The organism is Mycoplasmopsis pullorum (genome assembly GCF_001900245.1).
Taxonomy (GTDB): Bacteria; Bacillota_I; Bacilli_A; order Mycoplasmatales; family Metamycoplasmataceae; genus Mycoplasmopsis; species Mycoplasmopsis pullorum.
The window spans coordinates 553,073-565,705 of sequence record NZ_CP017813.1; the positions used below are offsets into that span (position 1 = coordinate 553,073).

The 12,633-nt window shown below is 29.5% G+C and carries 11 protein-coding genes; 6 read left to right on the forward strand and 5 right to left on the reverse strand.

The genetic code is table 4. The features are described 5' to 3' along the window. From BLA55_RS02225 to BLA55_RS02240, 4 genes are read left to right on the forward strand one after another with little or no spacing between them, the layout of a single operon-like run. Complete coding sequence (locus tag BLA55_RS02225) at nucleotides 1-1,380, forward strand: M17 family metallopeptidase (RefSeq protein WP_073372469.1); 1,380 nt, start codon at nucleotides 1-3, stop codon at nucleotides 1,378-1,380. Further along, nucleotides 1,371-2,342, forward strand: a complete 972-nt coding sequence (locus tag BLA55_RS02230) for a bifunctional oligoribonuclease/PAP phosphatase NrnA (RefSeq protein WP_073372470.1) — start codon at nucleotides 1,371-1,373, stop codon at nucleotides 2,340-2,342. The genes BLA55_RS02225 and BLA55_RS02230 overlap by 10 nt, the downstream gene beginning before the upstream one ends. 44 nt (nucleotides 2,343-2,386) lie before the next feature. After that, nucleotides 2,387-2,971, forward strand: coding sequence for a chromate transporter (locus BLA55_RS02235; protein ID WP_073372471.1), 585 nt, complete (start codon nucleotides 2,387-2,389; stop codon nucleotides 2,969-2,971). A gap of 1 nt (nucleotide 2,972) precedes the next feature. Then, nucleotides 2,973-3,647 carry a chromate transporter gene (locus BLA55_RS02240; RefSeq protein ID WP_073372770.1) on the forward strand — a complete coding sequence of 225 codons (675 nt, stop codon included), beginning with the start codon at nucleotides 2,973-2,975 and terminating at the stop codon, nucleotides 3,645-3,647. A gap of 28 nt (nucleotides 3,648-3,675) precedes the next feature. Here BLA55_RS02240 and tpiA read toward each other — a convergent pair whose 3' ends face one another. Then, the gene (tpiA, locus tag BLA55_RS02245) at nucleotides 3,676-4,410 is read right to left on the reverse strand and encodes a triose-phosphate isomerase (RefSeq protein ID WP_073372472.1); all 735 of its coding nucleotides are present in this window, start codon (nucleotides 4,408-4,410) and stop codon (nucleotides 3,676-3,678) included. A gap of 76 nt (nucleotides 4,411-4,486) precedes the next feature. Here tpiA and BLA55_RS04470 point away from each other — a divergent pair, with 76 nt between their 5' ends. Together BLA55_RS04470 and BLA55_RS04475 are read left to right on the forward strand one after the other, a co-directional pair. Further along, the gene (locus BLA55_RS04470) at nucleotides 4,487-4,969 is read left to right on the forward strand and encodes an HAD family hydrolase (protein WP_073372473.1); all 483 of its coding nucleotides are present in this window, start codon (nucleotides 4,487-4,489) and stop codon (nucleotides 4,967-4,969) included. Continuing rightward, nucleotides 4,929-5,498, forward strand: coding sequence for an HAD hydrolase family protein (locus tag BLA55_RS04475; RefSeq protein WP_084107642.1), 570 nt, complete (start codon nucleotides 4,929-4,931; stop codon nucleotides 5,496-5,498). Before BLA55_RS04470 ends, BLA55_RS04475 begins: the two co-directional genes overlap by 41 nt. Before the next feature lie 12 nt (nucleotides 5,499-5,510). Here BLA55_RS04475 and BLA55_RS02260 read toward each other — a convergent pair whose 3' ends face one another. From BLA55_RS02260 to BLA55_RS02275, 4 genes are all read right to left on the reverse strand, one after another. Then, the gene (locus BLA55_RS02260; RefSeq protein ID WP_073372475.1) at nucleotides 5,511-7,418 is read right to left on the reverse strand and encodes a M13 family metallopeptidase; all 1,908 of its coding nucleotides are present in this window, start codon (nucleotides 7,416-7,418) and stop codon (nucleotides 5,511-5,513) included. An 83-nt stretch (nucleotides 7,419-7,501) separates the two neighbouring features. Beyond that, complete coding sequence (gpmI, locus tag BLA55_RS02265; RefSeq protein WP_073372476.1) at nucleotides 7,502-9,007, reverse strand: 2,3-bisphosphoglycerate-independent phosphoglycerate mutase; 1,506 nt, start codon at nucleotides 9,005-9,007, stop codon at nucleotides 7,502-7,504. Between the two features lie 60 nt (nucleotides 9,008-9,067). Continuing rightward, nucleotides 9,068-10,876: an ABC transporter ATP-binding protein gene (locus tag BLA55_RS02270; RefSeq protein WP_084107644.1), complete on the reverse strand. Its 1,809-nt coding sequence runs from the start codon at nucleotides 10,874-10,876 to the stop codon at nucleotides 9,068-9,070. Beyond that, the gene (locus BLA55_RS02275; RefSeq protein WP_167542430.1) at nucleotides 10,876-12,630 is read right to left on the reverse strand and encodes an ABC transporter ATP-binding protein; all 1,755 of its coding nucleotides are present in this window, start codon (nucleotides 12,628-12,630) and stop codon (nucleotides 10,876-10,878) included. The genes BLA55_RS02270 and BLA55_RS02275 overlap by 1 nt, the downstream gene beginning before the upstream one ends. Nucleotides 12,631-12,633 lie beyond the last annotated feature (3 nt).

A 12,633-nucleotide genomic window follows, 5' to 3' on the forward strand; every position in this document is an offset into this window, starting at 1 on the left:
ATGATTAGAAAATTAAATAATAAACTAAATGAAGAATTATTTACTTTAAAAGCTCAGTATCATGATGTTGATTTAGCAAATTCATGAATTGTAAAGAAAAACGGACATGTTACTGAAGATGTAGAAAAAAAAGAACTTTACATTTACATTGATAAAGAAAACACAAGTATTGAAGAACTTCAAAAACTTTTTTTGGGACTATCATCAAAAGTCAAAAGGGACACACAAATTGATTTAGATTCTTTTGTGCGTGAAAACGTCACTTTAGAACAAATTTTACAAATAGCAGTTCTAAAAATTAATTTTTCATTAGCAACATTATTCAAAAAATCAATTAACCCTGTTAAAGTGGGACACAATAAGATAGAACTTTATGCCTCACAAGCAGATGATTTACAAAAATTGTTTAACAAGTTTTTAGTAATTTCGCAAGCTATTAATGATTGTCGTAATTTACAAATAATGCCTGAAAACTTCTTGAATTCTGAAGTATTGGCACAAAAAATTGTTGATGATTTTCAAGGTATTAAAAATCTAAAAGTTAAGGTTTTAGACAAAAAAGATATTGAAGCTCACAAGATGGGACTAATTTTATCAGTTAATAAAGGTAGTACACATGAGCCTAGAGTTGTTGTAATTGAGTACAACGGGGACAATTCTACAAGTGATAAAACTGTATTAGTTGGTAAAGGGATTACTTTCGATACTGGTGGAGTAAACACAAAAGGATACTACATGAATGGTATGAAATTTGACATGTCTGGTAGTGTTATTGTAGCCTACGCAGTGAAAGCTGTAGCTCAATTAGAAGCTAAAACTAATGTTTCAGCCGTAATGATGATTACTGACAATAGATTAGATGGAGATGCTTCTTTACCAGAAAATATTTACCAATCAATGTCAGGTAAATGAGTAGAAGTTACCGACACCGATGCGGAGGGAAGATTAGTACTAGCAGATGGATTGTATTATGGTGCGACTGAACTTGGAGCAACTACATTAGTAGATGTAGCTACACTAACTGGTTCATTAAGATACGCATTAGGTTCAGAGTACACAGGGGTATGATCAACTAGTGATGAAAATTGAGATAAATTTAATTTAGCTGCAAAACGTGCACAAGAAAAAGTATGAAGAATGCCAATGCATGCAGATTACCACAGAACAAACTTATCATCAAAAGTTGCTGATTTGGCAAATTACTCAAGTGCAAGCAAATCAGATTCAAACAGTGCCGCAATGTTTTTAAAAGAGTTTACTAACAACGTACCTTATATTCATTGTGATGTCGCCTTTACTGCAGATATAGCTGGGGAACCTCAAGGTGCATTAATTGGGACTTTATTAGAATTTGTTAAAGGAGAATGTTGATGCAAATAGGTTCATTAAAGGAAGCTAGTCGCTTAATTGAAAAGTACGATTCAATTGTTATTTTTCACCACATCAGACCAGACGGGGACTGTTTAGGTTCGCAGTTTGGACTGAAAGAACTTTTAAATATTAATTTTCCTGATAAAAAAGTTTATGCAATTGGGGACACTAAGGGATCGTTTAAGTTTCTTAATCTAGAACACGACGCTATCCCAAGTCCAGAAATTTTAAGTAAATCATTAGCGATTATTGTCGATGCTAATTTTAAAGATCGAATTGAATGTCGTGAATTATTAGACTCAGAAATTTTTCCTGAAACATTGAGAATTGACCACCATCCTAATGATGATGACTTATATAATTGTACTCGTTGAGTAGATTCAAGTTATATCGCTGCTGATGAAATGGTGACTGAACTTGCTTTTGAAAACAATTGAAAAGTAACACCAAAAGCAGCTTCATATTTATATTTAGGAATCAACACTGACTCAGGTAGATTTTTATTTGATAAAACAAGTGCTCGAACATTTAGATTAGTTGCATTTTTATACGACAATGGTTTAAATGCTGATTTCATTCATCGAAATTTAGCAGCTGTCACTTTAGAAGATTTAAAATATAATGCTTGATTAATGAGTACACTCAAAACTCGCGACGGGGTTGCTTATATTCAAAACGATTTAGAGAACACTTACAGATTTAATAAAACACCTCAATCATCTATTAGAGTAAATTCAATCGCAAATATTATTGGTTATCCAATTTGAGTTCAATTTACTGAAGAAGAAGACAAAAGAGTCCGTGTTGAATTTAGATCAAATGGTCCAATCGTTCGCAATGTTGCACTCAAATGAGGTGGTGGTGGACACGAAAGAGCAAGTGGAGCCATGATTAATTCATTAGATTTAGTAGAACAAGTTATTGATGATTGTGCGTTAGAAGTTCAAAATTATTTAAATGAGCAAAAATAATAACTCGTGGTTTAATACCACGTTTTATTTTGTAAAATATACACATGAAAAATAAATTCTGACCTCTTTTTATTTTCGTTCTAAAAGTCATGATTATCGGTTTTGGTGGCGGAAACGCAATAATGCCTGTGATAAAAAGCGAAGCAGTTGAAAAGAAAAAATGATTAACAATCGAAGAATTCGACCGCATGGTTATTGTCACCAATATGTTACCGGGACCGTCTGTGATTCAAGCGATCAGTTTTTTAGCGATTAAAAATTTAGGAATTTTTAAAGGAATCATTTTAACTCTTTTTGCGATCTTTCCGCACATTTTAATCGCTTTAGTTTTATATTTGCTTGCTAGCTATTTGCCAATCAACTATTTATATGCTATCAGCATTGGGGCTCTTTCAGTTATTGCTGGAGTACTTTTAAGTTTCGGATGAAGCTATATGACTAAATCAAAAAATATGATGAACACACCTTTATGACTATTAACTTTTTTGGTGACACTTGTCTTTTGTGTATTTGTCCCCTCTCCATTTAACTTACCAATTTTTGTTATGATACTTTTCTTTCTCATTTTAGGTGTAGTTGAATTTTGTTTATTCAAAAAAAGCAAAAAAATCCAAAAAGGGGACAAATAAAATGATATTAGCTATTTCTTTTTTGCTTTTAGGTCTTATTATAATTAGTCTTACCGTTTTTGGTGGTGGACAAGTTTTTATGCCTATATTTAAGTGATTTTGAGAAATTCTGAATGATAGTTTCGGGATTAGAATCACGGAAGCACAAATCGATTCGATCTTTACAATTTCGAATGTAACCCCTGGGGTACTCTCAACAAAGTTTTCTCTTTTTAGTGGGATTTTGTTTTCGAATAATTTAGATGGACAAGCACAATGGTGGGGATTCCTACTTATGTTTTTAACTTATAGTGTGTTTTGTTTACCAGCTATCTTTATTATGTATTTCTCCGCAAAATATTTAAAAAAATTTGAAGATAAAAAATATATTAAATCTCTATTATTGTTAATGAAACCCATCGTAGCAGGCATCATCATTTCTATTTCAATTCAATTATTTATTAATTGTTTATTACCTTTTATTAACTTTAACGGTTCTAAAGGTTATTTAGTCATTAATCATAATTCAACCAAAAGTTCGTTTTTCAGCGGTTGAAGATTATATGTTATTTTTGCTTATGTTCCAATTATGTTTTTATTAGGAATGTATTTGTATAATAAAAAAATATCGTTATTTTGAATAATATTAATCGGAGTCGTGAGTTCAATTATTGTTTTTATGCCGTGATTAAAGTAAAAAAGTAGCTTTTTACAGCTACTTTTTTCTATTTTCCTAAAGTTAATAAGCTTAAAAAGCTTTCTGCTTCTAGTGAAGCACCACCTACAAGGAATCCGTCAATGTGTGGTTGTGAGTGTAAATCTTCAATGTTTTTTGGATTAACGCTGCCACCATATTGTAATACTAAGTCTTGTGATGTAATTGATTTAATAAATTCACAAACGTTTTCAGCAATTTCAGGTGTTGCAACTTTGCCTGTCCCGATTGCTCAAACAGGTTCATAAGCAACGATAATTTTGCTTAAATCTAAGTCTTTTAATGAGTTTTCAATTTGTGTTCTGACAACTTCTTGAGTTTTCCCTGCTTGATATTCTTCTAATGTTTCACCAACACAAATTACAGGTACTAATCCTTTTTCAATTGCTAATTTAGCTTTATTATTTACTAATTCATCAGTTTCGTGGTGATATGTACGACGTTCTGAGTGACCTAAAATAACGTATTTAACATTTAAGTCTAATAACATATCAGCACTGATTTCTCCAGTATATGCACCTTTTTGGTGTTGTGACATGTCTTGAGCACTAAATTGCAATTCAGCAACTGTGTTACTTTGTGCAGCAGATAAATTTGTAAAAGGTAAAGCAACAGCGAAATCTAGGTTTGAGTATACTTTATCTTTGTTTTGATTATAAAGTGAAGCGAATTCTGAAATGAATTTTAATGTTTCAGAATAAGTTTTATTCATTTTTCAATTACCAATAATTACAGTTTTTTTCATCTTGTTTCTCCGTTTCTTTTAAAATTATAATATATATAAAATATTTTAAAAAAAACTAATATAAAAGGATATTGTTATGGTATTAAAAACATCCAATAAAATTGAAATAAAAAATAACAAGTTTAAACTTGATGATTGCACCCAAAATGTCCAAGTGAATCAAATTTTCAAAGTCATTGGTCCAAATAAATCTGTTAATGCTCAAGTTACTGAAATTAATAAACAAAGTGCTGTTTTTAAATTGTATGATCCTAAAATTGATGACTTTGATTTATTTGTTTTTGACCTAGATGGGACACTTTTAAATCATGAATCTGAAATTTTTGAAAGTTCAATAAACACAATTAAGAAATTAAGTCAAATTGGCAAAAAAATCATTCTGGCTACTGGTAGACCAATCTATACTGGAAAAAAATATGCTGAAGAAACTGGATTAAAAACAGAATGTGTTTTTTCAAACGGTGGTATGACTTACGATTTAATTTCAGACTCAATTACAGATTTAGTCGGTATCCCCGATGGGGGAAGCTCAAGAAATTTATGATTTCTTAACTGCTAAAAAATACGATTTTTTGATTTATTCAGAAAAGGGAATTACTTCTTTTGATGCTAAGCGAACAAATTTCATTCATCAAAGAAATTATTCTCAAATCTTACCGAATAATTATTGAGTAGGAGAGTCATTTCGGGATTTAGAAAATCATACAGTAACTAAATTTTTAATTATTTTGGATGATATAGAAACCAATACAGAAAATCTTAGATTAGAATTAAATGAATTTTTTAAAGATAAAAAAGATTCTTATTTCTTACAATCTCATCCTAAATTTTTTGACGTGATGTCTAAAACCGCTTCAAAAGGACGTTCGTTGAAAAAATTATTAGATAAGTGAAATATCGATCCAAATCGTGTTATATCTTTTGGTGACGCTGATAATGATGTATCAAATTTTTTAATCACTGGATATGCAGTAGCGATGCAAAATGGATCATTAAAAGCTTTAGAAAATGCGAATGATTCAGTCGATAATTCCAAACCTACATGATTAAGCGACTTTGTTAAAGATAAATTAAAAGCAAGTATTTAACTTGCTTTTTATTTATCAAATTTCAAAAATATCTTTTGGATCTGTGTATAGTGCGTCACCCGGTTCTAATTCATAGTGTTTTTGGAAAGGAGCAAAAATTTTCATTTGAATGTTTACTCTTTCTTTTGAAGGTGAGTGTGGATCGGTCAATAATCTTTGAATTGCAGCTTCAGGACGAGTTTTTGCTCTTTCACATCATGCGTAACCTTCGAAGAATTTTTCAATATCAAAGTCTTTTTCAGTTTTAGCAGCTTCAAGTGCTGAAATTAAACCACCTTGATCAGCAATATTTTCAGAAACAGTTAATGAACCATTAATCTTTCCGTATTTTGTTTCGTATCCGTTAAAAGCTTTAATCATAGCTTGTGTTTTTTCACGGAATGCTTCATAATCTTCTGGTGTTCATCAATTTTCGAAACTACCATTTTCGTCAAACTGTGCACCATTATTATCAAATGCATGTGAAATTTCGTGTCCAATTGTCATTCCTAATCCACCATAGTTTGCACTTGAATTTTGATTATAGTCATAAAAAGGTGCTTTTAAGTATCCGGCTGGAAAAACAATTCTATTTGATAGAGGATTAAAGTATGCATTTACTTCATAAGAAGCCATTCCTCAAATGTTTTGATCTACTTCTTTTTTATATTGAGTTAACAAATATTGATCAATGATTTCACTAAATTTATTGATATTTGATGTTAAAGAACCACCATCTTTATAATCTGTGACAGTAAAATTATCATAGTATGAATAAATATATTCAGGATATCCTACCATTGGTTTAATTTTATTTAATTTACTGATTGCTTTTTCGATAGTTTGAGGTGATAATCAAGTATTTTTTGAAAGACGGTTTTGGTAGACTTTAATTATTTTATCAATCATTTTTAAAACATCTTTACGTTCATTTTCACTAAAATTACTTTTTCCATAATATAAGCTTAGTGGTTCGCTAAATCACGAATTAGCCTGTAAATAAGCTCATTTCATTGGTTTAGGCAATTCTTTTGCACCGGTAATTGCTTTTTTGATTTCAAAAGTTATATCTCTAGTTTCAGGTGTTAAATATGATCCAATGCTTAAAATTGTTTTAAGATACATTAAATCTTTTACTTGTTCAAATGAAATTAATTCGTTGTAAATTTTATCTAGGTTGTCAAGATATTTTTTATCTGAAGAAACAATTTGATCAATTTCAGTTTTAACTAACTCTTGAGCTTGCTTTAAAAGTGGAAATTTAGTCGAAACTTTTTCCAGCTCGGTTGCTGTATAAGGGTTATAAAGTAATTCAACTTTATTTTTTTCTTCACTAGTTAATGAATATTCAACTAATTGGCGATCAGCTTCAAAAGCGTTTTTAAGAATTCTTTTAATTTCTGAATCTTTTTTACCTAAAGATTTCATCAATTTAGTTGCAGCTTCTTTAATAGTTTTAATTAAATCTTTTGCTTTTTTAAGACTGTAATATTCTCTAGATGGCAAAATTAGGGATGGTTTTGTAATTCAAAAAGTGTAAATTTTATTGTCAATAAAATCTTCTCCAACAGAAAAAACATAAGGCATTCAACTTGAAATTTTTCTTAGTAATTTAAAATTCTTTTCAAAGTCGTTTCAATCTTTTAAATTTTCGATAATTTCTAATTCGTTTTGAACAGGTGATCATCCCAATTTGGTTTGCATTTTTGTATTCTTGGCCATTTTGTAGAATTTAACCATTTCATGTATTTGATTATTATTTGGTAATTCTCTTTTGTTGGTTGATCATTCTTGAACCATTTTTATTAGTTCTTTTTCGATTTGTAAATGTAATTCAGAATATGAACTAATTGAACTTCAATCGCTAGGAATTTTAGTTTCTTTTTGTCACTTACCTGTTACATAATCGTAAAAGTCGTTTTTAATTAATTCTTTGTTCATTTATTCTCCTTTTTAAATAATTATAGTGAATTCTAGTTTAAAAATAAAAAATAGGAATTTGAATATACAAACTCCTATTAATGTTATTTTACTAAAAGAGATTCTTCATCCATTTCTTTAGGTTGAGCTACACTGATGTAGTCTAAAACAGTAGGAGCTACGTTAGCTAATTTACCATCTTTAAGTTTAAGATTTTTATCGGTTGTAATTAACATAACTGGACTACTTGTATGTTTTGTCGCTGGTTTTCCATTAGCATCTTCAGTAATTTCAGCATTACCGTGATCAGCTGTAATAAAGACAGTTACGTCATTTTGTTCAGCTCAATCCACAATTCTTTTAATTTGAGTATCTAAGAAAGAAACTGCTTCAATTGTAGATTTTAAGTTACCTGTGTGACCAACCATATCAGGGTTAGCGAAGTTCATAATTGTTACATCATAATTTAATGCGTTTGCTAGAAGCGCATCAGTAATACCTTCAGCTGACATATGTGGAGCATCAGCGTACGATTCAACTTTTAATGAATCGACTAAAATTCTTTTTGAATTTTTAAATTCAATATCGTTACCACCATCCATAAAGAATGTTACGTGTGCGTATTTTTGAGTTTCTGCAATTCTTAATTGTGTTTTTCCTGCAGTTTCAAGAACACGACCAATTGGATTAGAAATTACCATTTCATCAAATGCAATTATTGTATCAAGACCTTCGTATTTCATCATTGATACGAATTTATTGATTTTTACTGGATGTTGTGGTTTAAAGTCATAAAGTGATGAGTTAATAAAGCAATGTGTTAATTGACGAGCACGGTCTGGACGGAAGTTAAAGAAAATAATTGAGTCATTATCTTTAACAAATGCACTCTTATCTAAAGTTGAATTAATTGATGGAACAAAGAATTCATCTGTGATGTTTTGAGCATATGATTGATCGACAAAATCTAAAACATTTGTAAATGTGCTTGTAGAGTTCCCTAATAAAGCTTCATATGATTTTTCAACACGATCGAACATTTTATCACGGTCCATTGCGTAGAATCTTCCGGCGATTGAAGCGATTTTATAACCGTATTTGTCTGTTAATTTTTGCAATTTTTCAAGTGAAGGTTTAATTGATTGTGGTGCAACGTCACGACCATCACCAAATACGTGGACAGATACATTTTTTACACCGTTAGCATGTGCTGCTTCAATTAATTCGAATAAGTGATCTTCAAGTGAGTGTACCCCACCTGGGCTAAGTAACCCCATCAAGTGAAGTGTTGAATTATTTTCTTTTACTGAATCAAAAGCTTCTAAAAAAGCGTAGTTTTTTGCATAAGATCCATCTTTAAGTGCTTTAGCAATTAAAGATAAACCTGTATAAACGACTGTCCCGGCTCCGATATTTAGGTGTCCCACTTCTGAGTTTCCCATTTGTCCGGCAGGTAATCCGACAAATTCACCAGAAGCTTGAATTATACTATTTGGATATTCCTTAAAAAGCTTGTCAAAGGTTGGTGTATTTGCTAATTTAAAACCATTACCTTGTGTTTCTTCTCTTAAACCTAATCCATCTATAACGATTAATACTACTTTTTTCATTTTTGTATCCTTTTTATTATTTTGTTAAAGTACATAAATTATATTATTAAATTAACTAAACTATAAATTTTCAAATCCGATTTTGTAAAGTTGAGCGTAATAACTTTCAGAATTTGACATCAATTCTTGATGTGTACCGCTTTCGATAATTTCACCTTTTGATAAAACCAAGATATTGTCGCAGTTTTTGATTGTGCTAAGTCTGTGTGCGATAATCAACATTGTTTTATTATCCATTAAATAATTTAAAGCTTCTTGGATGTATTTTTCGGTGATAGTATCTATATTTGATGTTGCTTCATCCATAATAATTATCGATTTTTTTGAAATTATTGCTCGAGTAATAGATAATAATTGGCGTTGTCCTTGAGAAAGATTTTCACCATTATGAGTAATAACGGTTTGATATCCCTTTTCAAGTTTTTGAATAAATTTATCAGCTTTTGTTAATTGGCAGATTTTAATGATTTCTTCATCTGTGATTTGATTGTTGACGATTTTTAAATTATTCATAATTGTGTCTTCAAAAAGAAAAATCTCTTGATTAATAATGGCGATATTTTCACGTCAACTTGATTCATTAATTTCTCTTATTTCTTGATCATCAATTGTGATTGTCCCCTCTGTGGGGATATAAAATTTTGAAAGTAGTTTTGAAACTGTAGTTTTACCACATCCAGTGTGTCCAACTAAAGCTAAAGATTTTCCGCTTGGAATTGAAAAATTAATATTTTTTAGAACTTTAGTTTCGGGATTTTTAGGATATGCAAAAAACACATCATTGAATCGAATGTCCCCTCTCTTAAAGTTAAGTGTCCCCAATTGGCTTTGATCTTGATCTGGTTTTAAATCTAAAATTCTTTCAATTCTTTCTCATGATGAAATTGCATTTTGAATTTGGTTCGAAAAGTCTAAGATTTTTGAAAATTGATCAGTCATTGTGCTGACATAAATTGAGAACGAAGTTAGTAGTCCCAAACTTATCTGACCAGTTATTCCGTATGATGGATAATTATTAATTAAGAAAAATGCTCCAATACTAATTACCACTAGCTGGTTTAGTACTTTCATTATTGAGTAAGCAGAACCTGAAAGCGATCAATAAATTGAACCTCTAAATTGATTTAGTGCTTGTTTTTCATTTAGTCGCTTAAAATCTTCGAGTATTTTTTCTTGTTGTTGATGAATACGAATTAGCGGTAAAGCATCAACGATTTCTTCAACATAACCATTTAACTCACCGATTAACATTCTATTTTTTCTAAAAAACTTACGACCTTTTAGAATGATTTTAAAGAAAAATAATGATGTAATTGGCAAGATTACTAAAGTTAAAGCAGCTAAAATAGGAGCATATAAGAACATTAAAGTTAATGTAATTGAAAATGTAAAAATAACATTTATATAATCCAAAATAATTGAGTTGATTGCTTCAGATAAGTTGTCCGTATCTTCGGTAATTGACGACATTAAATCACCAGTTTTTTCGTTTTCAAAAAAACTAATCGGCATTGCTTGGATTTTTTTGTAAAGCTCTTGTCTAAGTTGATAAGGAAATTTAGTTAAACGCGGACCAATAATTTTTTCGTGAATTCATTCAAAAAATGAAAGTAAAACGTATGCAAGAATTAAAAAACCGATAAAAATGAAGTATTTAATTGTTTCAAAATTCTCGCCGATAGTATTCTGATTAAAAAATTTGTCAAAAATATATCCAATTAATCAACCTGTAAAACTTTCGAATAATGATAAAGAAATTAATAATGTTACAACTCAAAATCACGTTCCTTTACTAAAAGGAATAAAACTATATATTTTTTTAAGAGTTTTTAGTTTTTTATCTTTTTTTATATATTTGTTTTCTCGCATTATTTCTCCAATTGTGAATTGTAAATTTCTTTATAGTATTCATTATTCTGCATTAAATAATCATGATTCCCTTGTCCAACCATTTGTCCTTCATCTAAAACAATAATATTATTAGCAAATTTGACTGTTGAAATACGCTGTGCAATCATGATTAAGGTTATATCTTTTTGATTTTCAACTATGTTTTTTCTAATCATTAAATCGGTTTTATTATCTAATGCTGATGTTGCATCATCGAGGATTAATATTTTTGGATTTTTAATAATTGCCTGTGCAATAGCCAGTCTTTGACGTTGTCCACCACTTAAGTTAACACCACGTTGTCCAATAATTTGTTCATGACGATCTTGGTATTCGTTGATAAATTCTGCTGCAGAGATTTTTGTCGCATTTTCAATTTCATGTACATTAGCATGTGGTTTGGAAAGGATCATGTTATATTTAATTGAACCACTTAAAATCATTGATTTTTGAAAAACTGCTGAAATTTTTTCGTAATAAGCTTTAGTATCAATCTCTTTAATGTCTATACCGCCAATTGTGATTCGACCTGATCTAGGTTCAATTTCTTTTAAAATTAGAGAAATTATTGTACTTTTTCCCGAACCGGTTTCACCAATTATTGCTGTAAATTCGTTTTCTTTTATTTCGAATGATAAGTTTTTGATTGCGTGAATGTGTTTTTGATTTTCATAGTAAAATGACACATTTTCAAATTTGATATTTCAATTTCGAGGGACAATGTTGGTATTTCTAATTTGGATTTTAGGGACAATTTCAAAAATATCAATTAAACGTTTTGAACTAACTGTAGCTCTAAAAATGTTGTTAACTTGAAAACATAGCGAGAACACACCGGACGAAATGATTCCTAAAAAAGAAATAAATTGATAAATAATCCCAACTTCTTCTTTGATATTTTCGCTAGTGAATGCTTTTGCAATGAATCCGGCAATTATGAATACAACAATAATTCCAATTTTGTCTAAGTATTTAATAATATTTCAAGAAATAGCTGCAATATTTCAAGTTTTAAGCGAGTTATTTCTAAAATTACTATTTTTAGATTCATATTTTTGTGACTGGATATTTTCTAAATTGAATGATTTAATTAATTTAATACCATTAATATCCTGTTTTGCAGCATCGTTTAAATAGTCTAAATTAATACTTTCTTGTTTATAAAGAGGGAATAATTTTTTGATTGCAAAAATTGAACCAGTAATTAATAAAGGGATTACAACAACAATGGAAATTGCATAAATTGGTCCAATTATTAAAGCAAAAACTAATCCTCATATGATTGAAAACATACTATTAATTAGTCCACGACAAATTGTTCAAAAACCGTTTTGCATGATTTTACGAATATCATAACTAAAACGAGTAATTATTGTTGCGTAAGACAATTTATCAATATCTTCTTTATTTAAATGTAATATTTTTTCAAATAATTTATTTCTTAAAAAGATTGTAGCTAGTGTTGTAGTGTAATTTATTAATCTTAAATTTGAAAATTGGAATATAAAAATTAGTATTGCATTAATTAATATACACAAACTTAAAATTAATATCAAATTACTTGAACTTGGAACTGAGATTTTTCACATTAAAATTTCGATATATTCTTGAGTTTGACCAGCGCTAACAGTAATAAACTGTTTGACAAAAACTGGAATTAAAAGTGTTAAAAAAGGTAAAAAAACACTTAATAAAACACTCAAAAACACCAAAATTTTAATTTTTTTAGGCATTAA